This window comes from Thauera propionica (genome assembly GCF_002245655.1).
Classification (GTDB): domain Bacteria; phylum Pseudomonadota; class Gammaproteobacteria; order Burkholderiales; family Rhodocyclaceae; genus Thauera; species Thauera propionica.
Window position 1 is genome coordinate 23,497 of sequence record NZ_NOIH01000009.1, and the last position, 25,184, is coordinate 48,680.

Annotated in this window: 23 protein-coding genes; 14 read left to right on the forward strand and 9 right to left on the reverse strand. The window is 66.8% G+C overall.

Going from position 1 to position 25,184, the window contains the following annotated elements; translation table 11 throughout:
• Nucleotides 1–6: 6 nt before the first annotated feature.
• A complete protein-coding gene (gene cysQ, locus CGK74_RS09220; RefSeq protein WP_094268199.1) occupies nt 7–777 on the reverse strand; it encodes a 3'(2'),5'-bisphosphate nucleotidase CysQ in 771 nt (256 codons plus the stop codon).
• 193 nt (nt 778–970) lie between these two features.
• Between cysQ and cysD the strand changes: the two genes are divergently transcribed.
• The 4 genes from cysD to CGK74_RS09240 all read left to right on the forward strand — a co-directional run bounded on the left by cysD (nt 971) and on the right by CGK74_RS09240 (nt 5,510).
• Nucleotides 971–1,888 (forward strand): sulfate adenylyltransferase subunit CysD, encoded by a 918-nt coding sequence (gene cysD, locus CGK74_RS09225; RefSeq protein WP_094268200.1) that lies wholly within the window; start codon nt 971–973, stop codon nt 1,886–1,888.
• Nucleotide 1,889: 1 nt separating this feature from the next.
• Nucleotides 1,890–3,803: a sulfate adenylyltransferase subunit CysN gene (gene cysN / locus CGK74_RS09230; RefSeq protein ID WP_094268201.1), complete on the forward strand. Its 1,914-nt coding sequence runs from the start codon at nt 1,890–1,892 to the stop codon at nt 3,801–3,803.
• Nucleotides 3,804–3,815: 12 nt separating this feature from the next.
• Nucleotides 3,816–4,337 (forward strand): 1,6-anhydro-N-acetylmuramyl-L-alanine amidase AmpD, encoded by a 522-nt coding sequence (gene ampD, locus CGK74_RS09235; RefSeq protein ID WP_094268202.1) that lies wholly within the window; start codon nt 3,816–3,818, stop codon nt 4,335–4,337.
• A 333-nt stretch (nt 4,338–4,670) separates the two neighbouring features.
• Complete coding sequence (locus CGK74_RS09240; protein ID WP_094268290.1) at nt 4,671–5,510, forward strand: transglycosylase SLT domain-containing protein; 840 nt, start codon at nt 4,671–4,673, stop codon at nt 5,508–5,510.
• 47 nt (nt 5,511–5,557) lie between these two features.
• Here CGK74_RS09240 and CGK74_RS09245 read toward each other — a convergent pair whose 3' ends face one another.
• Both CGK74_RS09245 and CGK74_RS09250 read right to left on the reverse strand, forming a co-directional pair.
• Nucleotides 5,558–6,730 carry a pyridoxal phosphate-dependent aminotransferase gene (locus CGK74_RS09245; RefSeq protein WP_094268203.1) on the reverse strand — a complete coding sequence of 391 codons (1,173 nt, stop codon included), beginning with the start codon at nt 6,728–6,730 and terminating at the stop codon, nt 5,558–5,560.
• Nucleotides 6,731–6,835: 105 nt separating this feature from the next.
• On the reverse strand, nt 6,836–8,683 hold the full coding sequence (locus CGK74_RS09250; protein ID WP_094268204.1) for a phosphoenolpyruvate carboxykinase (GTP): 1,848 nt from the start codon (nt 8,681–8,683) through the stop codon (nt 6,836–6,838).
• A gap of 426 nt (nt 8,684–9,109) precedes the next feature.
• Here CGK74_RS09250 and CGK74_RS09255 point away from each other — a divergent pair, with 426 nt between their 5' ends.
• The 3 genes from CGK74_RS09255 to pbpG all read left to right on the forward strand — a co-directional run bounded on the left by CGK74_RS09255 (nt 9,110) and on the right by pbpG (nt 13,861).
• The gene (locus tag CGK74_RS09255) at nt 9,110–11,383 is read left to right on the forward strand and encodes an NADP-dependent malic enzyme (RefSeq protein ID WP_094268205.1); all 2,274 of its coding nucleotides are present in this window, start codon (nt 9,110–9,112) and stop codon (nt 11,381–11,383) included.
• Between the two features lie 66 nt (nt 11,384–11,449).
• On the forward strand, nt 11,450–12,586 hold the full coding sequence (locus CGK74_RS09260) for a patatin-like phospholipase family protein (protein ID WP_094268206.1): 1,137 nt from the start codon (nt 11,450–11,452) through the stop codon (nt 12,584–12,586).
• Nucleotides 12,587–12,754: 168 nt separating this feature from the next.
• Nucleotides 12,755–13,861 (forward strand): D-alanyl-D-alanine endopeptidase, encoded by a 1,107-nt coding sequence (pbpG, locus tag CGK74_RS09265; RefSeq protein WP_094268207.1) that lies wholly within the window; start codon nt 12,755–12,757, stop codon nt 13,859–13,861.
• 6 nt (nt 13,862–13,867) lie between these two features.
• Here pbpG and CGK74_RS09270 read toward each other — a convergent pair whose 3' ends face one another.
• Nucleotides 13,868–14,689, reverse strand: a complete 822-nt coding sequence (locus tag CGK74_RS09270; RefSeq protein ID WP_094268208.1) for an IclR family transcriptional regulator — start codon at nt 14,687–14,689, stop codon at nt 13,868–13,870.
• 199 nt (nt 14,690–14,888) lie between these two features.
• Here CGK74_RS09270 and CGK74_RS09275 point away from each other — a divergent pair, with 199 nt between their 5' ends.
• From CGK74_RS09275 to CGK74_RS19185, 7 genes are all read left to right on the forward strand, one after another.
• Nucleotides 14,889–17,750 carry a monovalent cation/H+ antiporter subunit A gene (locus CGK74_RS09275; protein WP_094268209.1) on the forward strand — a complete coding sequence of 954 codons (2,862 nt, stop codon included), beginning with the start codon at nt 14,889–14,891 and terminating at the stop codon, nt 17,748–17,750.
• Nucleotides 17,750–18,172, forward strand: a complete 423-nt coding sequence (locus CGK74_RS09280) for a Na+/H+ antiporter subunit C (protein WP_094268210.1) — start codon at nt 17,750–17,752, stop codon at nt 18,170–18,172. The genes CGK74_RS09275 and CGK74_RS09280 overlap by 1 nt, the downstream gene beginning before the upstream one ends.
• Complete coding sequence (locus CGK74_RS09285) at nt 18,169–19,689, forward strand: monovalent cation/H+ antiporter subunit D (RefSeq protein WP_094268211.1); 1,521 nt, start codon at nt 18,169–18,171, stop codon at nt 19,687–19,689. The genes CGK74_RS09280 and CGK74_RS09285 overlap by 4 nt, the downstream gene beginning before the upstream one ends.
• Nucleotides 19,689–20,216 carry a Na+/H+ antiporter subunit E gene (locus CGK74_RS09290; RefSeq protein ID WP_094268212.1) on the forward strand — a complete coding sequence of 176 codons (528 nt, stop codon included), beginning with the start codon at nt 19,689–19,691 and terminating at the stop codon, nt 20,214–20,216. The genes CGK74_RS09285 and CGK74_RS09290 overlap by 1 nt, the downstream gene beginning before the upstream one ends.
• Nucleotides 20,213–20,482: a K+/H+ antiporter subunit F gene (locus CGK74_RS09295; RefSeq protein WP_094268213.1), complete on the forward strand. Its 270-nt coding sequence runs from the start codon at nt 20,213–20,215 to the stop codon at nt 20,480–20,482. Before CGK74_RS09290 ends, CGK74_RS09295 begins: the two co-directional genes overlap by 4 nt.
• Complete coding sequence (locus CGK74_RS09300; RefSeq protein ID WP_240498678.1) at nt 20,479–20,901, forward strand: Na+/H+ antiporter subunit G; 423 nt, start codon at nt 20,479–20,481, stop codon at nt 20,899–20,901. Before CGK74_RS09295 ends, CGK74_RS09300 begins: the two co-directional genes overlap by 4 nt.
• A gap of 493 nt (nt 20,902–21,394) precedes the next feature.
• Nucleotides 21,395–22,114, forward strand: a complete 720-nt coding sequence (locus tag CGK74_RS19185; protein ID WP_240498679.1) for a pseudouridine synthase — start codon at nt 21,395–21,397, stop codon at nt 22,112–22,114.
• Here CGK74_RS19185 and mnhG read toward each other — a convergent pair.
• The 5 genes from mnhG to CGK74_RS09330 are packed head-to-tail and all read right to left on the reverse strand — an operon-like array spanning nt 22,087 to nt 25,184.
• On the reverse strand, nt 22,087–22,446 hold the full coding sequence (mnhG, locus tag CGK74_RS09310; protein WP_094268215.1) for a monovalent cation/H(+) antiporter subunit G: 360 nt from the start codon (nt 22,444–22,446) through the stop codon (nt 22,087–22,089). The genes CGK74_RS19185 and mnhG overlap by 28 nt on opposite strands.
• A complete protein-coding gene (locus tag CGK74_RS09315; protein WP_094268216.1) occupies nt 22,443–22,769 on the reverse strand; it encodes an MrpF/PhaF family protein in 327 nt (108 codons plus the stop codon). The genes mnhG and CGK74_RS09315 overlap by 4 nt, the downstream gene beginning before the upstream one ends.
• Nucleotides 22,766–23,272 carry a Na+/H+ antiporter subunit E gene (locus CGK74_RS09320; RefSeq protein WP_094268217.1) on the reverse strand — a complete coding sequence of 169 codons (507 nt, stop codon included), beginning with the start codon at nt 23,270–23,272 and terminating at the stop codon, nt 22,766–22,768. Before CGK74_RS09320 ends, CGK74_RS09315 begins: the two co-directional genes overlap by 4 nt.
• 11 nt (nt 23,273–23,283) lie before the next feature.
• Nucleotides 23,284–24,777, reverse strand: coding sequence for a proton-conducting transporter transmembrane domain-containing protein (locus CGK74_RS09325; RefSeq protein WP_094268218.1), 1,494 nt, complete (start codon nt 24,775–24,777; stop codon nt 23,284–23,286).
• The gene (locus CGK74_RS09330) at nt 24,774–25,184 is read right to left on the reverse strand and encodes a sodium:proton antiporter (protein ID WP_094268219.1); all 411 of its coding nucleotides are present in this window, start codon (nt 25,182–25,184) and stop codon (nt 24,774–24,776) included. The genes CGK74_RS09325 and CGK74_RS09330 overlap by 4 nt, the downstream gene beginning before the upstream one ends.

Sequence of the window (25,184 nt, forward strand, 5' to 3'; positions counted from 1 at the left end):
TGCGTATCAGGCGGCGCCGCAGGCAACGAAGTGCGGGTTGTCGAAACCCGGCTTGCCGTAGCGCAGCGGTTCGCCGGACAGGGTCTCGACGCGGCCGCCGGCTGCCGTCAGCACCGCGTGGCCGGCGGCGATGTCCCATTCCATGGTGCGTCCGAGGCGGGGATAGAGGTCGGCCTCTCCACAGGCGATCAGGCACAGCTTGAGCGAGGAGCCGGCGTTCCTGAGTGCGGCGACCTTGCGCCCGCCGAGGAATGCATCCAGCGCCGTGGCATCGCCATGCGAGCGGCTGGCCACGACGGTGAGGCCTTCGGCCGGCACCTTGCGGCAGGCGATTGCGTGGCGCTGGCCACCTTCCTCAACGAACGCGCCTGCGCCGACGCAGCCGGCGAAAAGGCGGCCGAGCGCCGGCGCGAGGACTGCGCCCAGCACCGGGGTGCCGTGCTCGATGAGCGCGATGTTGACCGTGAACTCGCCGTTGCGGCTGATGAACTCCTTGGTGCCGTCGAGCGGGTCGACCAGCCAGAAAAGTTCGCCCACCTCGGGGATGCTGCCGGCGGCGACCGCTTCCTCGGCCACGATGGGGGTGCCGGGCAGCAGCGCTTCGAGCGCGGGGAGGATGAGCGCTTCGGCACGTTCGTCGGCCTCGGTAACGGGCGAGGCGTCGTCCTTGCCGCGCACCGCAAAGTCCGTGCGGTATACCGCCATGACGACGTCGCCAGCCGCGCGGATGATGGGCAGGAGACCTTCAAGCAACTCGGAGTGGCACTGGGCAGTCACGGTTCTGGTCCGCAGGGATGAAAGCACGGTATTTTAGCGACTGCTTGTGTAGTCGGGGGCGGACGATACCGGTCCAAGGGGCGTTTCGTCGCTGATCCAGCACATTCCGTTCAAATTTTCTGCCGGCGCGCGGTCCGGATGCGCGATCATTCGGGCTTCACGCTTTTCGCTGGCCGACCTGCCGACCGATTTCATGCAAATCTCTTCGTCGATCAACCTGACCCATCTGCAACGGCTCGAAGCCGAGAGCATCCATATCCTGCGCGAAGTCGTTGCCGAGGCCGAAAACCCGGTGATGCTGTACTCGATCGGCAAGGACAGTGCGGTGATGCTGCATCTGGCGATGAAGGCCTTCTACCCGGCTGTGCCGCCCTTTCCGCTGCTGCACGTTGATACACGCTGGAAGTTCCGCGACATGTACGTCTTTCGCGACCGCATGGCGAAGGAGACCGGCATGGATCTCCTGGTGCACATCAATCCGGAGGGCGTGGAAAAGGACATCAACCCCTTCACCCACGGCTCGGCGATCCACACCGACATCATGAAGACCGAGGGTCTGAAGCAGGCGCTCGACAAGTACGGCTTCGATGCGGCCTTTGGCGGCGCGCGACGCGACGAGGAGAAATCGCGCGCCAAGGAGCGCGTGTTCTCCTTCCGCAGCGCGCAGCACCGCTGGGACCCGAAGAACCAGCGCCCCGAGTTGTGGAAGCTCTACAACGCGCGCAAGCACAAGGGCGAGTCGATTCGCGTGTTCCCGCTGTCGAACTGGACCGAACTCGACATCTGGCAGTACATCTATCTGGAGAACATCCCGATCGTCCCGCTCTATTACGCCGCCGAGCGTCCGGTGGTGGAGCGCGACGGCACGCTGATCATGGTCGACGACGAGCGCATGCCGTTGCGGCCGGGCGAGGTGCCGATGATGAAGAAGGTGCGCTTCCGCACCTTGGGCTGCTATCCGCTGACGGGCGCGGTCGAGTCCGGGGCCGACACCTTGCCGGCGATCATCCAGGAGATGCTGCTGACCAAGACCTCGGAACGCCAGGGGCGGGTGATCGACCACGATTCGGCCGGTTCGATGGAAAAGAAGAAGCAGGAAGGGTATTTCTGAAATGGCACACGTTTCCGACCTCATCGCCACCGATATCGAGCAGTACCTCAAGAACCACGAGAACAAGAGCCTGTTGCGCTTCATCACCTGCGGCAGCGTCGATGACGGCAAGAGCACGCTGATCGGCCGCCTGCTTTACGAATCGAAGATGCTGTTCGAGGACCAGCTCGCGGCCGTCGAGGCCGATTCGAAGAAGTGGGGGACGCAGGGTGACCAGATCGACTTCGCGCTGCTGGTCGACGGCCTGGCCGCCGAGCGCGAGCAGGGGATCACGATCGATGTCGCCTATCGCTTCTTCTCGACCGACAAGCGCAAGTTCATCGTCGCCGACACGCCGGGCCATGAGCAGTACACCCGCAACATGGTCACCGGCGCCTCGACGGCCGACGTTGCGGTCCTGATGGTCGACGCGCGCAAGGGCGTGCTCACGCAGACCCGGCGCCACAGCTACCTGGTGTCGCTGCTGGGCATCCGCCAGGTGGTGGTGGCGATCAACAAGATGGACCTCGTTGACTACTCGGAGAAGGTCTTCCGCAGCATCGTCGAGGACTTCTCCGCGTTCGCGGCGCAGATCGGGCTCGACAGCGTCACCTTCATTCCGCTGTCGGCGTTCAAGGGCGACAACATCATTGCCCCCAGCGAAGCCATGCCCTGGTACCACGGCACGACGCTGATGGGCTACCTGGAGACGGTGGAGGTCGACGAGGCCCGCATGCAGCGCGCCCCGTTCCGCCTGCCGGTGCAGTGGGTCAACCGCCCCAATCTGGATTTCCGCGGCTTTGCCGGCACCATCGCAGGCGGTGCGATCCGCCCAGGGGATCGCGTCCGCGTGCAGCCGTCGGGGCGCGAGAGCACGGTGGCGCGCATCGTCACCCGGGACGGCGACCTGCCGCTGGCGGTGGCCGGCCAATCGGTGACGCTGACCCTCGCCGACGAAGTCGATATTTCGCGCGGCGACCTGATCTCGACCGTGGACGCGCCCGCCGAGGTGGCGGACCAGTTCGAGACCACGATCGTGTGGATGCACGACGAACCGATGCTGCCCGGCCGTCCCTACCTGCTCAAGATCGGAGCCAAGACGGTCACGGCCACGATCACCGACATCAAGTATCAGGTGAACGTGAACACGCTCGAGCACATCGCGGCCAAGAAGCTCGAGCTGAACGCCATCGGCGTGTGCAACCTGTCGCTCGACCGGCCGATCGCCTTCGACCCCTACCAGGTCAACCGGGATACCGGCGGCTTCATCCTGATCGACCGCCTGTCGAACAACACGGTGGGCGCGGGCCTGCTGCATTTCGCGCTGCGGCGCGCGCACAACATCCACCTGCAGCATGTGGACGTCGACAAGCAGGCGCGGTCGAACCTGAAGCGCCAGAAGAGTTGCATCCTGTGGTTCACCGGGCTGTCCGGCGCGGGCAAGTCCTCGATCGCCAACCTGGTGGAGAAGAAGCTCCACGCGCTGGGCCACCACACCTATCTGCTCGACGGCGACAATGTCCGCCACGGCCTGAACAAGGACCTGGGCTTCACCGACGCCGACCGCGTGGAGAACATCCGCCGCGTGGCGGAAGTCGCGAAACTGATGGTGGACGCCGGCCTGATCGTGCTCACCGCCTTCATCTCGCCTTTCCGCTCCGAACGGCGCATGGCGAGGACGCTGGTGGAGGAGGGCGAGTTCGTCGAGATCCACGTCGACACGCCGCTGGAAGTGGCGGAGTCGCGCGACCCGAAGGGCTTGTACAAGAAGGCGCGGCGGGGTGAGCTGAAGAACTTCACCGGCATCGACTCGCCCTACGAGGCGCCGGAGACGCCGGAGATACGGCTCGATACCGCGAACCGTTCGGTGGAGGAGGTGGCCGACGAAGTGCTGGGCTACCTGCTCCAGCACGGCATCCTCCAGTCAAAAGAGTAGGGCGGGGCGACGTTGACGCTCTTCCTCCCTTCTCCGAATTTCGATCAACGCCCCGAGGGCGAGCCCATCCGCCTGATCGTGGTGCATGCCATCAGCCTGCCGCCCGACGAGTTCGGCGGCCCTGGCGTGGCACAGCTGTTCACGAATTCGCTCGATCCGGGCGAGCACCCCTATTACGGGGAAGTTCATCACCTGCGCGTGTCGGCGCATTACTTCATCCGCCGCGATGGCAAGCTGATCCGCTTCGTGGATCCGGACCTGCGAGCGTGGCACGCAGGGGTGTCGTCGTGGCAGGGCCGGGAGCGTTGCAACGATTTCTCGATCGGCATCGAACTCGAGGGCTGCGACACCCTGCCGTTCGAGGCTGCCCAGTACGAGCAGCTTGCCCGGCTGGTTGCCGAGCTCGAGACACGCTATCCGGTCGAGGCCGTCGTGGGTCACTCGGACATCGCGCCGGGGCGCAAGACCGACCCGGGGCCGTGCTTCGACTGGGCTCGCCTCGGCACGCTGCTGGAACAGGAACGATCGGCTTGAAGTCGGCATACCTGCATGTCAAGTTTTGACAAAATGTTTGCCCGACAATAAAATCCGCCCTCTGTTGCTCTGCAGCATTCTTATTCATTGACCCATTTCGGTGCGGCGCCTTCCTGAAGGGGAGACGCAGTTTCATGGACGCACGCACCGCGGGGCCCGTCGTCTGGTTGCGGCGACTGGCTTGAACACCTACTGGCGACCGAGCGTGACTGCACGCAGGACGCAGCCCATCCGCTGCCCCTGCACTTGCTTCTGCTGACCTTGCAGAAGTCCCGGAGGCCCCTACCACGGCGCTCCGACCGCAGTCCCTCTGGCCACAGCATGGAGGACACCATGAAACACGCAACTCGAATCAATGCGCTCGCGCGTCAGGCGGGCGGGGTCGTGTTCAGCATCGCGCACGGCGCCGTTCTTTCTTTTGGTCTCATGGGCATGGCTTACATCGCCACCGAAGGTGGTGCGCCCGCAACCGTAAGCTACGCAAACACCCGCGGTAACCTGCAGGTCGGCCCCACGGTGGGCGAGGCAGCCATGGCGCTGGCCGAGGCCGATCGCGCCGCGCCGGCGCTGAAGGCGCCACGCCAGTCGGCGCCCGGTCTCAGCGTGCCCGCACCGCGCGTTCGTCACGCCACGGCGCTCGAGGCCCTTGCCCTGCCGGGTTTCGACCTGACGGCCGGGGGCGACGAGGGTCTGTCGCCCGAGATGGCGCGTGTGCGTGACTGGATCTCGGACACCTACCGCGTTTCCGACGAGGTGCTGGAGACGGCGCTATTGGCGGCCGAGGAGTCGGCGCAGGAGCACGGTTTCGACCCGCTGCTGATCGTTGCGATCATGGCGGTGGAGTCCAGCTTCAATCCGCGCGCCGTCAGCAACATGGGGGCGCAGGGGCTGATGCAGGTGATTCCGCGCTTCCACCAGGACAAGATCGGCACCAAGCGCGGCAAGTACGCGCTGTTCGACCCTGAGCTCAATGTCCGCGTCGGTACCCAGGTGCTGCAGGAAGGCCTGCAGCGCTATGGCTCCATGCAGCGCGCGCTGCAGTACTACAACGGCGCGCTGAAGGACCCGAAGGCGCGTTACACGCGCAAGGTCATGGCGGTGAAGAAGCGGTTGGTGGCCGCGTCGGGCCGCGAGGCCCTGGTCAAGACCGAGACGCCTGAATCCGCTGGCTGAGTTCGCGCCGGTGCGTGTGCGCCGGCGCTATCCTTAGAGTCTGACCCTCAAGGCACGAGTCGCGCGATGCGTTCGGCTGCTTCGAGCAGGCGTTCCCGGCGCGTCGTGTAGGCGATGCGCAGGTGCTTGCGCGGCAGGTGGTGGCCGAAATCCAGCCCGGGGGTTGCGGCGACGCCCGCCTCTTCGATCAGGCGGCGCGCGAAAGCCTCCGAATCCTCCGCCAGCTGCGATACGTCGGCGTAGATGTAGAAGGCACCCTGCGGTTCGGTGGCGACGGTGAAGCCCAGCTCGCGCAGTGCGGGCAGCAGCGTGTCCCGCCGCGCGGCGAACTCGCGGCGGCGCGCTTCGAGGATCTCCAGCGTTTCGGGCCGGAAGGCCGCCAGTGCGGCATGCTGGGCCGGCGTCGACGGCGAGATGAAGAAATGCTGGGCGAGCTTCTCGATGTCGCGCACGATGCCGCTCGGCGCCACCAGCCACCCCAGCCGCCAGCCCGTCATGCCGAAGTATTTCGAGAAGCTGTTGACGACGAACAGGTCGTCGGCGGCGTTCAGCACGGGATGGGCGAGGGCGGTGGAGGATGCCACGCCGTAGGTCAGCCCCTGGTAGATCTCGTCGACCAGCAGCACGCCGCGGCGCGCGTGGGTGACGCCATGCAGTGCGGCGATCCCGGCCGTGTTCAGCAGGGTGCCCGTCGGGTTCGACGGGGTGGCGATCATCAGGCCCCGCACGCGCTCGCCCCAGGCCGCGTCCACCTGTGCCGGCGTGGGCTGGTAGCGGCTCGCGGCGTCCACCGGCAGCGCGCGGGCCCGGCCTTCGAAGCTGCGCACCAGGTGGCGGTTTGACGGATAGCCGGGATCGGGCAGCAGCCACTCGTCACCCGGTTCGGTCGTCGCCGCCAGAGCCAGCATCAGCGCGCCCGATGCGCCGGAGGTGACGATGATGCGCTCGGGGCTGACGTCGGCACCGAAGCGGTCGTGGTAGAAGCGCGCGATGGCTTCGCGCAGCGCGGGCAGGCCCAGCCCGGGCGTGTAGTGCACGTCGCCGCTGGCGATGAAGCGCGTTGCGGCCTCGACGATGGGCTGCGGCGTCGGAAAGTCCGGTTCGCCGACCTCCATGTGGATGATGTCGCGCCCCTGCGCCTCGAGTTCGCGCGCGCGGCGCAACAGCTCCATGACGTGGAAGGGCTGGATTTCGTCGAGGCGGGTCGAGCGGTGAAGCATGGCGGATGTCCTGTGCAGCGGAGTTGGGCATTGTCGCCCGAAAAAGAAAAAGCGCCGACCGGCGGCGCTTTTTCGATGCGGAGCGCGTCAGCGCCCGGGGCTGGTTCAGTCGGCGTTGAGCGCCAGCTCGAACAGTTCGCGCTTGAGCACCAGCTGGCGCGGCAGGCGATCCTGCAGCTTGTCGAACCATTCCTTGTGCAGGTTGAGCTCTGCGCGCCAGGCGTCGGCGTCGACCTGGGTCAGGGCTTCGAACTCCTCGCGGGTGACGTCGGAGCCGGTCCAGTCGAGGTCTTCGAAGCGCGGCATCCAGCCCAGCGCGGTTTCCTTGGCAGCGATCTTGCCCTTGCAGCGGTCGACGATCCACTTCAGCACGCGCATGTTCTCGCCGAAGCCCGGCCACATGAAGTTGCCGTTCTCATCCATGCGGAACCAGTTCACGCAGAAGATCTTCGGCGTGTTCTCGACCACGTGGCCCATCTTCAGCCAGTGGTTGAAGTAGTCGCCCATGTGGTAGCCGCAGAAGGGCAGCATGGCGAACGGATCGCGACGCACCACGCCTTGCGCGCCAAAGGCGGCGGCGGTGGTTTCGGAGCCGAGCGTCGATGCCATGTAGACGCCGAAGTTCCAGTTGAAGGCCTGGTACACCAGCGGCACGGTGGTGGCGCGACGGCCGCCGAAGATGAAGGCCGAGATGGGCACGCCAGCGGGATCTTCCCAGTTCGGGTCGATCGACGGGCACTGGCCGGCGGGGGCGGTGAAGCGAGAGTTCGGATGTGCCGCCTTGCGGCCGGTCTCGCGGCCGATTTCCGGCGTCCAGTCCTTGCCCTGCCAGTCGATCAGGTGGGCGGGCGCCTCCTTGGTCATGCCTTCCCACCACACGTCGCCATCGTCGGTCAGTGCGACGTTGGTGAAGATGATGTTTTCCTTCAGCGTGGCCATCGCGTTGAAGTTGGTTTTCTCGGACGTGCCCGGGGCGACGCCGAAGAAGCCGGCTTCGGGGTTGATGGCGTAGAACTTGCCGTCCTTGCCCGGCTTGATCCAGGCGATGTCGTCGCCGACGGTGGTGATCTTCCACCCGTCGAAGGTCTTCGGCGGGATCAGCATGGCGAAGTTGGTCTTGCCGCAGGCCGACGGGAAGGCGGCGGCGACATAGGTCTTCTCGCCTTCGGGCGACTCGACGCCGAGGATCAGCATGTGCTCGGCCAGCCAGCCTTCGTCACGCGCCATCGTCGACGCGATGCGCAGCGCGAAGCACTTCTTGCCCAGCAGCGCGTTGCCGCCGTAGCCCGAGCCGTAGGACCAGATTTCGCGGGTTTCGGGGAAGTGGACGATGTACTTGGTGGTCGGGTTGCACGGCCAGCGGCTGTCCTTCTCGCCCTGGGCGAGCGGGGCGCCGACGGTGTGCACGCAGGGCACGAACTCGCCGTCGGTGCCGAGCACCTCGATGGCGCCCTTGCCCATGCGGGTCATGGTGCGCATGTTGGTGGCGACGTAGGGGCTGTCGGAGATCTCGATGCCGATGTGGGCGATCGGGCTGCCGAGCGGGCCCATCGAGAACGGAATCACGTACATCGTGCGGCCGTGCATCGAACCCTTGAACAGGCCGTTCAGGGTCTCGCGCATGACCTTGGGGTCTTCCCAGTTGTTGGTCGGGCCGGCATCGGCCTCGTTCTGCGAGCAGATGAAGGTGCGGTCTTCGACGCGGGCGACGTCCGAGGGGTCGGAGCAGGCGAGGTAGGAGTTCTTGCGCTTCTCCGGGTTGAGCTTGATCAGCATGCCGGACTCGACCATTTCTGCGCACAGGCGGTCGTATTCTTCCTGCGACCCGTCGCACCAGACGACACGGTCGGGCTCGGTCAGGGCGGCGATCTCGCCGACCCACTGCTTCAGGCCTTCGTGGCGAACGTATTCGGGGGCAGCGGCAATGGCCGCCTGGGCGTGGTTCTGAGACATGTGTACAGCTCTCCCGTGCTGTGATGCGAAACCATTCCCGTCGGTCGGCCATCGTTGAAGCAGGTGCTGCCTGGCCGGCGGGCTGCTCGGGCGCCCGGCTGGAGCGCCCCGACCTCCGCTTGCGACAGACCTTGCGTCAAATCGCAATCGGTGAAAGCCCGTAATTATGCCACGACCAAACCCCTCTGATGAACGGGGTCGTAACTATCGGTGAGCGGCGCACAGACTATTATTCATGCGGGCGCTGGCCCGATGCCTGCTGCGAGCGAGTTTCACATTGCAAGTCTTCTTTTCGCAATATGAAAGATTGGCGTTTCGGAGTATCCTGCCCGGGTCGCGCGAGGGTCGTCCGGCTTGCCGAGTTGTCGGGACCGTCGGCCGTGCGTGTCGCGCACTCCACACTGAAGACGAGACAGGAAGAAGACCATGGATGAACTGATCCGTAGTGCCGCCCTCGATTACCACCGCTACCCGCGTCCCGGGAAGATCTCGGTGACGCCGACCAAGGTGCTGTCCAACCAGCGCGACCTGTCGCTGGCCTATTCGCCCGGCGTCGCGGCGGCGTGCGATGCGATCGTCGAGGATCCGGCGCAGGCGGCCGAACTGACCGCGCGTTCCAACCTGATCGGCGTGGTCACCAACGGCACTGCGGTGCTGGGCCTGGGCAACATCGGCCCGCTGGCCTCGAAGCCGGTGATGGAAGGCAAGGGGGTGCTGTTCAAGAAATTCGCCGGCATCGACGTGTTCGACCTCGAGATCGACGAGCCCGATGCCGACAAGCTGATCGACATGATTGCCGCGCTCGAGCCGACCTTCGGCGGCATCAACCTCGAGGACATCAAGGCGCCCGAGTGCTTCTACATCGAGAAGAAGCTGCGCGAGCGCATGAAGATCCCGGTCTTCCACGATGACCAGCATGGCACCGCGATCGTGGTCGGCGCGGCCATCCTCAACGGCCTGCACCTGCAGGGCAAGGACCTGAAGAAGGTCAAGCTCGTGACCTCCGGCGCGGGTGCGGCGGCGCTGGCCTGCCTCGGGCTGCTCGAGAAGCTCGGCGTGCCGGTCGAGAACATCTGGGTCACCGACATCGAAGGCGTGGTCTATGAGGGCCGTACCGTACTGATGGACCCGATCAAGGCGCGCTACGCGAAGCACACCGATGCGCGCAAGCTCGCCGAGGTCATCGAGGGCGCCGACGTGTTCCTCGGTCTGTCCGCCGGCGGCGTGCTGAAGCCGGAAATGGTCGCGAAGATGGCGCCCAATCCGATGATCCTGGCGCTTGCCAACCCCACGCCCGAGATCCTGCCCGAGCAGGTCAAGGCCGTGCGCGACGACGCGCTGATTGCGACCGGCCGTTCGGACTACCCGAACCAGGTCAACAACGTGCTGTGCTTCCCCTTCATCTTCCGTGGTGCGCTGGACGTGGGCGCCACGACCATCACCGACGAGATGCAGCTTGCCGCGGTGAAGGCCATCGCCGAGCTGGCGCGCGTCGAGCAGAGCGACATCGTCGCTGCGGCCTATGGCGAGAAGGTGGGTGGCTTCGGCCCCGAGTACATCATCCCGCGCCCCTTCGATCCGCGCCTGATCGTCAAGATCGCGCCGGCCGTGGCGGAAGCCGCGGTGGCCTCGGGGGTGGCGACGCGCCCGATCACCGACTGGGAAGCCTATCGCGCCCAGCTCAACAACTTCGTGTGGCACTCCGGCCTGATCATGAAGCCGGTGTTCGCCGCCGCGCGCAAGAACCCGAAACGCATCATCTTCTCCGAAGGCGAATCCGAGAAGGTGCTGCGCGCGGTCCAGACCGTGGTCGACGAGGGTCTGGCGCGCCCGATCCTGATCGGGCGTCCCGACATCGTGAAGGCCAACATCGAACGCTTCGGCCTGCGTATGGCGGCCGATCGCGACTACGAGCTGGTCAATCCCGACTCCGACCCGCGCTTCAACCAGCTGTGGCAGCACTACCACGAGCTGATGGAGCGCCGCGGCGTGTCGGTGGAGTATGCGAAGAAGGAAGTCCGTCGCCGCACCACGCTGATCGGCACGCTGCTGCTGAAGTTCGGCTACGGCGATGGCCTGATCTGCGGCACCTATGGCATGCACCGCCTGCACCGCGAGTTCGTCGAAACGGTGCTCGGGCGCCGCGAGGGCGTCGATCACCTGTACACGGTGAACCTGCTGAGCCTGCCTGGCCGCACGCTGTTCCTGGCCGACACCTACGTCAACTATGACCCCACGCCGGCGCAAGTCGTCGAGATGACACTGCTGGCGGCCGAAGAGATGAAGCGCTTCGGTGTCGAGCCCCGGGTGGCGCTGCTGTCGCATTCGTCCTTCGGTTCGGCCGATTCGCCCACCGCCGAGAAGATGCGCACCGCGCTGCGCATGCTGCACGCTCAGCATCCCGATCTCGCGGTCGAGGGCGAGATGCACGGCGATTCGGCGCTGGATGCCAAGCATCGCCTGCAGATCTTCCCCAACGCCAAGATGCGCGAGGACGCCAACCTGCTGATCTTCCCGACGCTGGATGCGGCGAACATCGCCTTCAACCTGCTGAAGAACGCGGCAGGCGAAGGCATGACCGTCGGCCCGATCCTGCTCGGTGCAGCCAAACCGGTGCACATCCTCACGCCGTCGGCCACCGTGCGCCGCATCATCAACATGACTGCGCTGACGGTGGTTGAGGCAGGCCAGCACGGCTGAGCGCTTGCCCGCCTCGCTGCATCTCGTTCATGCTACCCGGGTGAGCACGGACGGGCGCGACGACAGATGAAGGGCGGGGGCGGGCAGGCTGCGCTGGTACTGACGGGGGGCGGCGCGCGTGCCGCCTACCAGGTAGGGGTGCTGGCCGCGATCCGCGAACTGCGCGGGCGCCGGAGCGGCAACCCCTTTCCCATCCTGTGCGGCACCTCGGCGGGTGGCATCAATGCCGCCGCGCTGGCGGTGTATTCGAGCAGCTTCAACCATGCAGTCGGCCAGATCGAGTACATCTGGCGCCACTTCCACGTCGACCAGGTCTATCGTGCCGACCCGGTCGCGCTGTTGGGTAGCGCCGCACGCTGGGCTTCGGCGATCGGAACAGGCTGGGCGATCCGGCAGACGCCGCGTTCGCTGCTCGACAACGCTCCGCTGCGCGAACTGCTGGGGCGCGTGCTCGACTTCTCGGCCATCGACCGTTCCATCCGCCGTGGCCATCTGCGTGCGCTCAGCGTCACCGCGTCGGGCTATGCGTCGGGGGAAAGTCTGGCCTTCTTCGAGGCCGCGGACGACATCCAGCCCTGGCGGCGCACGCACCGCATGGGGGTTCGCACCCGGATCAACGTCGATCACCTGATGGCGACCAGCGCGCTGCCCTTCGTGTTTCCTGCGGTGCACATCCATCGTGAGTTCTTCGGCGATGGCTCGATGCGCCAGCTGGCGCCGGTAAGCCCGGCCATCCACCTCGGCGCCGACCGCATCATGGTGATCGGTGCGGGGCGGCTGGCGGAGGAGGGGCGCCAGCGCGCCGAGTCCTATCCGTCGCCGGCGCAGATCGCCGGTCACGCCTTGTCGAGCATCTTCCTCGACACGCTTGCGGTCGATCTGGAGCGCCTGCACCGCATCAACCAGACCGTGGGGGCGATGAGCCCTGAGCAGCGCCAGGCGTCAGGCACGCCGCTCAAGCCCATCGAAACGCTGGTGATGCTGCCTTCGCGGCGGCTGGATGCAATTGCAGGACATCACCGCAAGGCCTTGCCCCTGTTGCTGCGGACCGTGCTGCGCAGCTTTGGCGCGATGCGGCGCGACGGCTCGACGCTGCTGTCCTACCTGCTGTTCGAACCCGCCTTCACGCAGGCGCTGATCGAGCTCGGCTACGAGGATGCGATGGCGCGGCGCGGCGAGCTGGCGGACTTCCTTCGCCTGTAGACGGACAAGCCCCAAGTTGTGCGGGATTTTTTGTATCAGGGGATGCCCGAAACGGGCATTCGTGTGACAATTTCCCTGCATTCCGCGAATCAGCTTCAAAAAGTCTTGCTATCTACTTATTTCTGTTACAGATTTAAGCTGGGTATATCTTCGGTAGCACTCCTCGCCATGAAACCACGCTCCCTGCTTGCCGCCGCCGTGCTCGGCCTGTTCATGTTGCAGCCGGTTTCCAATCTGGCTGAGGCCTCCACCAGCAATGCGACAAAGGTCGGCGCCAAGCCTGCCGCGAAGAAGCCAGTCGCCAAGATGACCGCAAAGAAAAAAAAGGCGGCGGTGAAACCGACGGCGCGCAAGGCCGTGGCCAAGTCCGGCAGCAAGTCCGCAGCCAAGAATGTCCAGCGCGTTGCAGTGCGCATGGCGCCCGCCGCTGCGACCACTGCGCTGATTGCGCCGGATACCGAAGCCGCCGACGTTCCTCTTGCGCTCGATGCCAATGGACTGCCCGAACTGGGTTCCAGTGCGTTTTACATCGTCAACCCCGCCAACGGCGAGGTGCTGCTCGAACGCAATGCCTCTGCGGTGGTGCCGATCGCGTCGATCACCAAGCTGATGACGGCCATGGTCGTGCTCGATGCGGGCCAGAGCCTGTCCGAGCCGCTGACCATCTCCAGCGGCGACATCGACACGCTGAAGGGTACGAGTTCGCGTCTGGCCCTCGGCACCACGCTCACCCGCGAGGAGATGCTGCATCTGGCGCTGATGTCGTCCGAGAACCGTGCCGCGTCGGCGCTGGCACGCTATTACCCGGGCGGCGAGCAGGCCTTCATCGAGGCGATGAACGTCAAGGCTCGCCTGCTGGGACTGTGGAACACCCGCTTCCATGACAGTACCGGCCTCAACCCGGCCAATGTCTCGAGCCCCCGCGATCTGGCGAAGATGGTGTCGGCGTCGGCGTCCTATCCGCTGATCCGCGAGTTTTCGACCTCGCAGGAGCGCTACGTCGACGTCCGCGGCCGCATGACCCGCTTCGGCAACACGAATGGCTTGGTCAAGAGCCCGGAATGGTCGATCAGCGTGTCCAAGACCGGCTACATCTCCGAGGCCGGGCGCTGCCTGGTGATGCAGACCTGGCTGCAGCAGCAGCCGGTGGTCATGGTGCTGATGGACTCCAGCGGTCGCTACACCCGCACGGCCGACGCCAAGCGGGTACGCAAGTGGCTGGAGCAGGTCGCCGCCCACCGCATGGCGGCTGCGCCGATCCGGCGCGAGGGCTGATCGGCGTCAGGCGCCGCGGGCCGGGGTGTAACCGAGCAAGCGCGAGATTTCGTCCGCGGTCTCACGCACCAGCGGCGCCCAGTCCGGGTTGAAGCGCTCGGAAGGCGTAGACAGCGACAGGCCCGCGACCAGTTCGCCACCATCATTGCGGATGCCGGCCGCGATGCAGCGCACGCCGGCTTCCACTTCATCCAGGTCGAAAGCCACGCCGTGGCGGCGTACGCGGTCGAGTTCCTTTTCCAGCGCGGGCAGGGTGGTAATCGAGGCGGGCGTCGACGGCGGCAGGCCGGTGCGACGAGCGTAGTCGCGAATCCGATCGAGACCGTCCTCGACCAGGAACAGCTTGCCGGTGGCCGTGGTGTGCAGCGGCGCGCGCGCGCCGACGATGTGCACCACCCGCACCGACGAGCGGCCGCTCGAGGTGCGCTCCACATAGACGATCTCGTCGCCGGCGCGGATGCCGAGGTTCACGCTTTCGCCGGTCGCGGCATGCAGCTTCAGCATCAGGGGCATGGCCGTATCGCGCAGCGAAATGCGCGATTTCACCAGGCTGCCCAGCTCGAGCAGGCGGATGCCGAGGCGGTAGATGCCGGCCTCCGAACGGTCGACGAAGCCGCTCTGCGTCATCGCCCCGAGGATGCGGTGCGCCGTCGACGGATGCAACCCGGTTTCCAGCGCGAGCTGCTTGAGCGGCACGGGGTCGGGGTGTTGGGCAAGCACGTCCAGCAGCTTCATCATGCGATCGATGACCTGGATGGGATTCTTGCCCTCGGTGGCGGGGACGGGGTCGATCTTCTTGGCGGGCACGGTAACGCTCGATATGAGCATGGGTTGTGGAACTCAAATGTTACTCGTCTGGTCCGATTTCGCCTAGTGAAATGGAGTGCCGTTTCGTGAAGGCGCGCCGCAGCCTTATACTTTGGCGGCAACACACCCAGCCCGGACCCGGTCCGGGCATTTTTTCTTGATAGGAGCCTGCGATGAGGTTTCCCCAGCGCGGGGCTCGCGGGCTGGCCCGGAGTCTCCGATGAGTCTTCTGTTGATCGTGCTGTTGCCTTTCCTCGGCGCCCTGTTCCCGGCGCTGATGATCCGTGCCGGGCGCACGGCGTGCGCGACGACCACCTTCACGTTCTCGCTGCTCGCCTTCGCGCTGCTGATGTCGCATGCGCCGGCCGTGTTCGACGGCGAGGTGGTTCGCGTCAGCTGGGACTGGTTGCCCGGCCTCGGCCTCAATGCCAGCTTCTTCCTCGACGGCCTGGGCTTCTTCTTCGCCGGGCTGATCCTGGGTATCGGCCTGCTGATCATCACCTATGCCCGCTTCTACCTGTCGAAAGACGACCCAATGGGCAGCTTCTACACCTACCTGCTGCTCTTCCAGGGCGCGATGGTGGGCATCGTGCTGTCGGACAACGTCCTGCTGCTGCTGGTGTTCTGGGAACTGACCAGCCTGTCGTCCTTCCTGCTTATCGGTTACTGGAAGCACCTGCCCGAAGGCCGCCAGGGTGCGCGCATGGCGCTGACCGTGACCGGCGCCGGCGGCCTGGCGATGATCGCGGGCATGCTGCTGCTGGGCGAGATCGCCGGCTCGTACAACCTGTCGGACATCCTGCTGGCGCGCGAGGCGATCCAGGCGTCGCCGCTGTACCTGCCGGCCCTGCTGCTGATCCTGGCGGGCTGCTTCACCAAGAGCGCGCAGTTCCCCTTCCATTTCTGGCTGCCGCATGCGATGGCGGCGCCGACGCCGGTGTCGGCCTACCTGCACTCGGCGACGATGGTGAAGGCGGGCATCTTCCTGATGGCGCGCATGTGGCCGGTGCTGGCCGGCACGCCGGAGTGGTTCTACATCGTCGCCACCACCGGTCTGGTGACGATGCTGTCGGGCGCGGTGATCGCATTGTTCAAGGACGACCTGAAGGGCCTGCTGGCCTTCTCCACCGTGAGCCACCTCGGCCTGGTGACGATGCTGCTCGGCTTCGGCACGCCGCTGGCGGCGGTCGCGGCGGTGTTCCACATCCTCAACCACGCCACCTTCAAGGCCGCGCTGTTCATGAACGCGGGCATCGTCGACCACGAGACCGGCACGCGCCACATCCCGCACCTGGGCGGCCTGCTGCACGTGATGCCGATCACCGCCACGCTGGCAATGGTGGCGGCGGCCTCGATGGCGGGCCTGCCGCCCCTCAACGGCTTCATTTCCAAGGAAATGATGCTGCACGAGGCGGTCTCGGCGGAGTGGCTCGGCTCGGGCTGGGTGATCGCCGCGCTTGCGACGCTGGCGGCCTGCTTCTCGGTGGCGTATTCCTTCCGCTACATCGTGCATGTCTTCTTCGGCCGCACGCGTGGCACGCTTTCGGTCAAGCCGCACGATCCACCCGCCGGCATGTGGCTGCCGCCCGCGTTGCTGGTCGTGCTGGTGGTGCTGATCGGGCTGTTCCCCGATGCCGTGGCCGGTCCGCTTGTGGCGATCGTGTCGCGGGCGGTGACCGGCGGCCAGATGATGGACTACCACCTGGCGCTGTGGCACGGCATCACGCCGGCGTTGGGGCTCAGCGTGGTGGCGGTGGCGGTGGGTCTGACGCTGTTGCGCTGCTACCCGCGGGTGCGCGCCGCGTGGGCGGCGGGTCCGCACCCGGAGGCGAAGGCGATGTTCGAGGCGGTGATCGCAGCGTTCGTGGCGCTCGCACAGCGCATCACCCATGGTCTGCATAACGGCTCGCTGCAGCGCTACCTCGCGTTCGCCATCACGGCCGTCACGACGGCGGGCTTCGTCGCGTTCTTCGGCACCTCGCATGCACCGGGCACGCGTGCGCTGCTGCCGGCTGAACCGGTGGCGATCGTGGCCTGGCTGCTGCTGGTCGGCGGTTGTGGGCTGACAGTCTTCCTGTTCCGCAGGCGCCTGCTGGCGGTGTTGGTCGCCGGCACCGTCGGTCTGATCGTCTGCGTCGCCTTCATCTACCTGTCGGCACCCGACCTGGCGCTGACCCAGATCTCGGTCGAGGTGACCACCGTCATCCTGATCCTGCTTGCGCTGTACTTCCTGCCCAAGCAGGGGCCGCACAGCTCCAGTGTAAAGGCCGACCCGATGCGCCACCTGCGCGATGCCGTACTGGCGATCGTGGCGGGTCTGGGCATGGCGGGCGCGAGCTGGGCGATGCTGACGCGCGACGGCACCTCGCTGTCGCGCTACTACCTCGAGAACTCCGTGTCCGAGGGCGGTGGCACCAACGTGGTCAACGTCATCCTGGTGGACTTCCGCGGCTTCGATACCTTTGGCGAGATCACCGTGCTGGGCATCGCCGCGCTCGCGATCTACGCCTTGCTCGACGGCTCGCTGTTCGGCCGCGTCGGTCGCCGATTGAGTACCTGGACGCCCGACCTGCCGCAGTCCGTGGATCGCCACCCGATGATCATGGTCGTCGCCACGCGCGTGATGCTGCCGCTGGCGATGCTGGTGGGTGCCTACATCTTCCTGCGCGGGCACAACCAGCCGGGCGGCGGCTTCATCGCGGCGCTGGTCGTGTCGATCGCGCTGATCATGCAGTACATGGCGAGTGGCTTCGGCTGGGCCGCGCAGCGCGTGCGGGTTAACTACCACGCGATGATCGGCGCGGGCGTGCTCCTTGCCGCAGCGACCGGTATCGGCGCGATGGTGATGGAGCATCCCTTCCTGACCTCGACCTTCACCCATGTTCACCTGCCGCTGATCGGTGAATTCGAGATCGCCAGCGCGATGGCCTTCGACACCGGCGTGTTCCTCACCGTCGTCGGTGCCGTGATGCTGGCCCTGGCCAACCTGTCGCGCATGGGGCGCCGTACGGCGCATCTGCCGATCAACCAGACCGCGATGGACGTCGACCCCAGCGCCGCCGGTGCAAAGGAGCACAACTGATGGAGTTTCTCGTCGCCAGTGCGATTGGCGTCATGACCGCAGCTGGCATCTACATGGTGCTGCGTGCGCGCACCTTCCCGGTGGTGATCGGCCTGTCACTGCTGACCTATGCCACCAACCTGTTCCTGTTCGCCACCGGGCGGCTCGCGGTCAACCAGCCGCCGGTGATCGGTGCCACAGCCGGCGCCTACGTCGACCCCTTGCCCCAGGCGCTGGTGCTGACCGCCATCGTGATCTCCTTCGGCATGACTGCGGTGGTGGTCGTGATGGCGTTGCGTGCCTATCTGGAGACGGGCAACGACCACGTCGACCTCCCTGGCGATGCCTCGCCCGAGGCGAGCGAGGACGACTGGAAGCTGCGTGGCCGCAAGCAGGCTCCGGTGCCGCAGTCGGTCTTCGGCAGCGGGGGAGAGCGGGCATGAACCATACGTTGATCCTGCCCATCCTGCTGCCGGCCGTGGTCGGTGCACTGCTGGTGATGGCGGCACGCTACGACAAGGTGCTCGCACGCGCCTTCTCGCTGGCTTCGGCCGTACTGCTGCTGGGCGTGGCGATTGCGCTGTTCGTGATCGCGAGCGACGACAGCGTGCGTACCTACGCGCTCGGGGCGTGGCCTGCGCCGTTCGGCATCGTGCTGGTACTCGACCGCCTAGCCGCGCTGATGCTGTTGCTCAATGCGGTGCTCGGCCTCGGCGTGCTGCTCTATGCTGTCGGTGGCTGGGACATGCGTGGCAAGCATTTCCACCCGCTGTTCCAGTTCCAGCTGATGGGTATCAACGGTGCCTTCCTGACCGGCGACTTCTTCAACCTGTTCGTGTTCTTCGAGATCCTGCTGATCGCGTCCTACGGCCTGATGGTGCATGGGGGAGGCGGGCTGCGCGTGAAGGCCGGCGTGCAGTACGTGGTGACCAACCTCGTCGGCTCCTCGGTGTTCCTCATTGCGGTGGGTCTCATCTACAGCGTCACCGGTACGCTCAACATGGCCGACCTGGCGCTGAAGGTGCCGCAGGTGCCGGCCGGCGACCAGGCTTTGCTGCAAACCGGGGCGGTACTCCTGCTGCTGGTGTTTGCGGTGAAGGCCGCGCTGGTGCCGCTGCATTTCTGGCTGCCAGGCACCTACGCCAATGCGCCGGGCCCGGTCGCCGCGCTGTTCGCGATCATGACCAAGGTGGGGGCGTACTCGATCATCCGCATGTATATGCTTGCATTCGGCGCGGATGCCGGCGAGGCTGCCTGGCTGGCAGCGCCCTGGCTGCTGCCGGCGAGCCTCGTGACGCTGGTGCTGGGCATGACCGGCGTGCTGGCCGCGCGCAGCCTGGGGCAGATGGCGAGCTTTGCCGTGATCGGCTCGATGGGTATGCTGCTCGCCACCGTGTCGGTGTTCACCCAGCAGGCGATCGGCGCCGCCCTGTACTACCTGGTCCATTCCACCTTCGCCGCGGGGGCGCTGTTCCTGATCGCCGACCTCGTCGCCGAGCGCCGTGGCGTGCAGCGCGACCGCTTCGTCCTGGCGCCGCGCTTCGCACAGGGCGGGCTGATCACCGCGATGTTCTTTGTCGCCGCGATCGGCGTCACTGGCATGCCGCCACTGTCCGGCTTCATCGGCAAGCTGCTGATCCTCGATGGCGTGCGGGATTCGGCGCATGCGGCCTGGTTCTGGACGCTGATCCTGTCGACCTCGCTGATCGCGATCGTCGGTTTCTCGCGCGGTGGCAGCCTGGTGTTCTGGAAGAGCCATGCGCTGCCACCGGCGCCGGCGTCCGGGCATCGGCCCGCCGCGGCGCCCTTCGTTGCGGTCGGTGCGCTGCTGGCATGCCTGGTGGCGCTGACCGTGTTCGCCGGGCCTGCGCATGCCTGGCTGGAGGGTGCGGCTGTGCAGCTCTTCGCACCGGCGGGTTACATCGAGGCCGTGATGGGCACGCTGCAGGAGGTCCGCTGATGGGGAGCAAAACTGAAGTGCTCGACAAGCGCACGTTCATGCAGCGCTGGCTGCCACATCCGCTGCTGACGGTGGTGCTGATCATGCTCTGGATGCTGCTGCTGAATGCGTTCAGCGTCGGTGGCTTCGTGATGGGTGCCCTGCTGGGCATCGTGATTCCGCGTGTCACGAGCAATTTCTGGCCTGAACGGCCGCCAATCCAGGCTTATGGCAAGGCGCTCGCCTACATGGGGCTGGTGTTGTGGGACGTGGTGGTTGCCAACCTGCATGTCACCCGGCTGATCCTTTTCCGCCGCGCGGACCAGCTCCAGGTGCGCTGGGTCACGTTGCCGATCGAGCTCCGTTCGCCCGAGGCGATCACCGTGCTGGCAGGCACCATCACGATGACGCCCGGCACCGTCTCCTGCGATCTGTCGGCCGATGGCCACAGCCTGCTGGTGCACTGCCTCGACGCGCCGGATGTCGAAGAGGCCGTGCGGCAGATGAAGGAACGCTACGAGGCCCGCCTGAAGGAGATCTTCCCGTGATCGAATATGCACTGACGTTCGGATTCTGTGCGGTCTCGCTTGCGCTGCTGCTCAATCTTTGGCGACTGCTGCGCGGCCCTTCGCTGATGGATCGGGTGCTCGCGGTCGATACCATGGTGATCAACGCCATCGCGCTGATCATCCTGTTCGGCATCCAGCAGCGCACCACGATCTTCTTCGAAGGCGCGCTGCTGTTCGCGATGTTCGGCTTCATTTCCACCGTTGCCTACTGCCGCTTCATCCTGCGCGGCGACGTCATCGAGTGAGCGGGGACAGTATGGATTTCGTGTTCGAACTGATCGTGTCCGTCCTCATCGTGCTGGGCGGTTTCTTCTCGCTGGTAGGCTCGGTCGGCCTGATCAAGCTGCCTGACCTGCTGACCCGGCTTCACGCACCGACCAAGGCGACCACGCTGGGCGTGGGTGGTGCGCTGGCGGCGTCGATGCTGTTCTTCGCCGTGTTCGAGGACTCGCTGACGATTCACGAGGTGCTGATCACCGCCTTTCTGTTCCTGACCGCGCCGATCAGTGCCCATTTCATCGCCAAGGCGCATCTGCACGAGCATGCCGAGTTGCGCGATCAGTTGCCGCCCACCGGCCGTCCGCAAGGCTGGAGCACCTTCGATGGGCTGCCGGTCACGGAGGAGGAGGGCGAAGGCGACGACCACAAGGCGGCGCATCACTGAGGGCGGCGCAGGGCGTTGGGAGTGAGTGAGAATGGGCGATAATGCGCGTCTGATCTCACCGGATATTGCCTTGAACACCGTTCGCAGAAAGCCTCCCACTCCGGCGCCGCAGCGCGTCAGCGGAACACTTCGACTCCGGTCGCGCAAGTCCGAGGACGAGGCCGTGGCGCCGGACGCAGGCGAGCAGGCGCCCGAACTGGCTGCCCGACCCGCTGCCAAGGCGGGCCAGAAGCCGGCGGGCAAACCGGCTGCCCGGCCGACGAGGCCAGCGCAGCCCGCCGATGCAGGTCGGCCCGCACGCCCGGCGTCTGGCGCCCGGCCCAAGCCTTCGGCAACCGCGTCACCCTCCGCCGGACGCGCTCCGCGTACCGAGCCGCAGCGGCCGGCCCGTAAACCCACGCCCGCACCGGCTGCACCGGCTGCAGCGCGGCGACCAGCACAGGACACGCCGGCGCGGTCTGCGGCGGACAGTGTTGCCCCGGCCCCGGAAGGCGTGCGCCTGTCCAAGGTGATGGCCGAACGCGGCATCTGCTCGCGCCGGGAGGCGGACGAATTCATCGAGCGTGGCTGGGTGTTCGTCGACGGCAAGCGCGTGTCCGAGCTCGGCATCCGCATCGACCCCGAGGCCCGCATCAACCTGGCGCCCGAGGCCACCCGTACGCAGCGCCAGCGCGTCACCATCCTGCTGCACAAGCCGGTCGGTTACGTTTCCGGCCAGCCCGAACCGGGCTATGCGCCGGCGGTGAGCCTGATCGGTGCCGGAAACCAGTTCGACCGCGACACCGCGCAGCGCTTCCACCCGAGCCAGCTCAAGAACCTGGCGCCGGCAGGGCGGCTCGACATCGACTCCACTGGCCTGCTGGTGCTGACGCAGGACGGCCGCATCGCACGCCAGCTGATCGGTGATGACTCCAAGGTGGACAAGGAATACCTGGTGCGTGTCGAAGGCAGGCTGCAGCCCGAAGGCCTGGCCTTGCTCAACCACGGTCTCGAGCTCGACGGCGTGAAGCTGCGCCCGGCGAAGGTCGAATGGATCAACGACGACCAGCTGCGCTTCGAGTTGCGCGAAGGGCGCAAGCGCCAGATCCGGCGCATGTGCGAACTCGTCGGCCTGAAGGTGGTGGGCCTCAAGCGGGTGCGTATCGGCAAGGTCAAGCTGGGCGACCTGCCGCTCGGCGAGTGGCGCTACCTGCGCGAGGACGAATCCTTCTGATCGCTGTCCTGCGCCATGGCGTCGCCCAGCGGCCCGGTGCGTGGCAGGATGCCCGCACGATAGGCTGCGCGCGACACCGCGTGCGCAGCCAGCGGCGTGGTCGCCAACAGCACCGCGATCGCGAACAGTGCCTCCAGCGACACCGCGCCTTCGCTCGCCGCGGCGACGCCGGCCAGCACTAGCACGGCGCCGAGCGCACCGGCCTTGCTCGCGGCATGCATGCGCGTGTAGCTGTCGGGCAGGCGTAGCACGCCGATCGCGCCGACCAGCCCGATCAGCGCGCCAGCCAGCAATAGCGCGGACGCCAGCCAGGGCAGCACGCCGGCGCTCACGATGCGCTCTCCCCGCCGTCGTCGCGTCCCGCCGTCTCCGGCGTGCGGCCGTGGCGGCGGAACATCAGCATGTAGGCAGCCGTGCCGAGGAAGGACACCAGCGCCAGTACCACTGCGGCGTCGAGCAGCATCGGCTGCGCGGTGGCGAGCGCGATCAGCGCGACAACGCCAATGCCAAGCAAGGTCAGCGCGTCGATGGCCACCACGCGGTCGGTGGCGCGCGGCCCGCGCACCAGGCGGATCACGATCAGTACCGCCGACAGCGCCTGCAGCGCGAAGACCAGCGGCAACACCCAGCCGGCGCCGGCGAACTCGACATTCATGCTTCATCTCCTCCTGCTCGCGCAGCGGCCGGGTCGCCCGCGTGCAGCCAGGCGAGCAGGCGGGCCTCGATCTCGCGCACGCCATCACGGACGTCGTCGGCATCGCGTGCATCGATCGCGTGGATGTACATCGTGCCGCTGTCGGCTGCGTAGTCGAGCGCCAGCGTGCCCGGCGTCAGCGTCAGCAGGCAGCCGAGCAGGGTGGCGACGCGTTCGTCAGGCTCGCGCAGCTGCAGCGCGACCACGGCGGGTTGTGGATCGACGCGCGGCGCGAGCACGATGCGCGCCACGTCCAGGCTCGCCTTGATCACTTCGAGCACGAACCACGCGGCGAAGCTCACCCCCAGCTCCAGCCTGCGCACGTAGCGGCGCAGGCCGAGCAGGTCCGCACTGAGCCGCAGGGCGACATGGACGAGCACGAACGCCGCCAGCACGCCGAGCGGGGTCAGCGTCTTGGCGAAGGCGGCGAGGCCGATGGCGACGAGGATGTGAAGTCCGAGCATGGCGTCCTCCGCTAACGGGCCGGCGTGCCCAGCACGGCGTCGATATAGCCCTGCGGCGCGGCCAGCTGCTCGGCGGCGGCACTGGCGTAGTCCATCACGGGGCCGGCCAGCAGGCCGATCGCCACGGTCATCGCCGCCAGTGCCGAAATCGCCCACAGGGCCGGCCGCAGGCCCGCCACGCGGCGCAGCGCGCCCTCGCCCCCGGGGTGGGGTTTCAGGAAGGCCTCGTTCCAGATCTTGCTCATCGACAGCAGGGTGAAGATCCCGGTGAGCAGCGCCACGGTGGCGGCAATCCAGGCGCTCGCGTCGAGGCTGGCCTTCACCAGCACGAACTTGGCCCAGAAACCCGACAGCGGCGGAATGCCGGCGAGCGACAGCGCCGGTATCGCGAACAGGATCGCCAGCCAGGGCGCGTGTGCGTAGAGGCCGCCCATGGCGGCCAGGCGCTCGGCGCCGGTCAGGCGCGCCGCGATGCCACCGATGAAGAACAGGTTGGCCTTCACCACGATGTGGTGGATCAGGTAGAACACCGCACCGGCCAGCGCCAGCGGCGTGGCGAGCGCGAGGCCGAGGATCATGTAGCCGACCTGGCTGACGATGTGGAAGGACAGGATGCGGCGCACCTCGGTCTGCGCCGCCGCGCCGAGCACGCCGATCAGCATGGTCGCGCACGCGACCCACAGCAGCACCTCGTGGGCGATGCCGGAGTCGGGCCACAGCAGCGTCACGAGCCGGATCAGCGCATACACGCCGACCTTGGTCAGCAGGCCGGCGAACAGCGCCGAGATTGGCGTCCAGGCGAGGTGATAGGAGGCCGGCAGCCAGCCGAACACCGGGAACAGCGCGGCCTTGATCGAGAACGCGACCAGCATCAGCCCGACCGCGGCATTGGCGGTGGCCGGCACCTCGCCGGAGGCGAACAGGTGCGCGAGTTCGGCCATGTTCAGGCTGCCGCTGGCGCCATAGAGCAGGCCGGCCGCCAGCAGGAACATCATCGTCGCAACCAGGTTCAGCACGACGTACACCACGGTGCCCGACAGGCGCCGACGGCCGCCGCCGAGCACGATCAGTGCGAAGGAGCCGACCAGCAGCACCTCGAACCACACGTAGAGGTTGAAGACGTCGCCGGTGATGAAGGCGCCGCACACGCCGACCAGCAGGCCGTGCAGCAAGGGATGGAAATCGCGCCCGCGCGCCGCGTCGGTGTCCCGCGCCAGCGCGACGAGCACCGTCGCCAGGCCGACGATGCCGGTGATGGCGACCATCACCGCCGACAGGCGGTCGATGACCAGCGTGATGCCGTAGGGCGCAGCCCAGCCGCCAGCCTGGCCGGCGAGGATCTCGCCGCCGGCGGCGAGGCCGACCAGTGCCAGCCCGGCCGAGGTCAGCGCAGCACTGCCGACCAGGCTGAGCGCGCCGACCAGTCGCGGCGAGCGCCGTGCGAGCAGGCACAACACCAGCGTGGCCAGTGGGATCAGCAGCGGCGAGACGAGCAAGGCCTTCATCCGCGCACCTCCCGTTGCCCCGCAATGGGCGCTGCCGGAACGGGCTCGGCCGGCAGGTCGGGCGCTGGTTCCTCGGCTACCGCGGTGATCCGGTCGGTCTCGATGTTGCCGTGCAGTTCCCAGCTGCGCTTGAGCACCGCCAGCGCGAACACGAACAGCGCAAAGCCGATCACGATCGCGGTCAGCACCAGCGCCTGCGGCAGCGGATTGACGGCTGCGGCCAGGTCAGCGCTGTCGGCAAAGGCCGCGACGCTGCCGTCCAGGCGTCCGCCCAGCAGCACCGCGAGGTTGACGCCATTGCCCAGCACCACCACGCCCAGCACCACGCGCAGCAGGCTGCGGTCGAGCAGCATCCAGATGCCGATGGCGACGAGGAGGCCGGCGGTGACCGATGCGACGATTTCCAT

What these genes read in the sequence shown, in the direction of transcription:
- cysD (WP_094268200.1), top strand. Translation starts at nt 971, where the DNA reads ATGCAAATCTCTTCGTCGATCAACCTGACCCATCTGCAACGGCTCGAA.
- cysN (WP_094268201.1), top strand. Translation starts at nt 1,890, where the DNA reads ATGGCACACGTTTCCGACCTCATCGCCACCGATATCGAGCAGTACCTC.
- CGK74_RS09240 (WP_094268290.1), top strand. Translation starts at nt 4,671, where the DNA reads ATGAAACACGCAACTCGAATCAATGCGCTCGCGCGTCAGGCGGGCGGG.
- CGK74_RS09245 (WP_094268203.1), bottom strand. Translation starts at nt 6,730, where the DNA reads ATGCTTCACCGCTCGACCCGCCTCGACGAAATCCAGCCCTTCCACGTC.
- CGK74_RS09250 (WP_094268204.1), bottom strand. Translation starts at nt 8,683, where the DNA reads ATGTCTCAGAACCACGCCCAGGCGGCCATTGCCGCTGCCCCCGAATAC.
- CGK74_RS09255 (WP_094268205.1), top strand. Translation starts at nt 9,110, where the DNA reads ATGGATGAACTGATCCGTAGTGCCGCCCTCGATTACCACCGCTACCCG.
- CGK74_RS09260 (WP_094268206.1), top strand. Translation starts at nt 11,450, where the DNA reads ATGAAGGGCGGGGGCGGGCAGGCTGCGCTGGTACTGACGGGGGGCGGC.
- pbpG (WP_094268207.1), top strand. Translation starts at nt 12,755, where the DNA reads ATGAAACCACGCTCCCTGCTTGCCGCCGCCGTGCTCGGCCTGTTCATG.
- CGK74_RS09270 (WP_094268208.1), bottom strand. Translation starts at nt 14,689, where the DNA reads ATGCTCATATCGAGCGTTACCGTGCCCGCCAAGAAGATCGACCCCGTC.
- CGK74_RS09275 (WP_094268209.1), top strand. Translation starts at nt 14,889, where the DNA reads ATGAGTCTTCTGTTGATCGTGCTGTTGCCTTTCCTCGGCGCCCTGTTC.
- CGK74_RS09280 (WP_094268210.1), top strand. Translation starts at nt 17,750, where the DNA reads ATGGAGTTTCTCGTCGCCAGTGCGATTGGCGTCATGACCGCAGCTGGC.
- CGK74_RS09285 (WP_094268211.1), top strand. Translation starts at nt 18,169, where the DNA reads ATGAACCATACGTTGATCCTGCCCATCCTGCTGCCGGCCGTGGTCGGT.
- CGK74_RS09290 (WP_094268212.1), top strand. Translation starts at nt 19,689, where the DNA reads ATGGGGAGCAAAACTGAAGTGCTCGACAAGCGCACGTTCATGCAGCGC.
- CGK74_RS09315 (WP_094268216.1), bottom strand. Translation starts at nt 22,769, where the DNA reads ATGAATGTCGAGTTCGCCGGCGCCGGCTGGGTGTTGCCGCTGGTCTTC.
- CGK74_RS09320 (WP_094268217.1), bottom strand. Translation starts at nt 23,272, where the DNA reads ATGCTCGGACTTCACATCCTCGTCGCCATCGGCCTCGCCGCCTTCGCC.
- CGK74_RS09325 (WP_094268218.1), bottom strand. Translation starts at nt 24,777, where the DNA reads ATGAAGGCCTTGCTCGTCTCGCCGCTGCTGATCCCACTGGCCACGCTG.
- CGK74_RS09330 (WP_094268219.1), bottom strand. Translation starts at nt 25,184, where the DNA reads ATGGAAATCGTCGCATCGGTCACCGCCGGCCTCCTCGTCGCCATCGGC.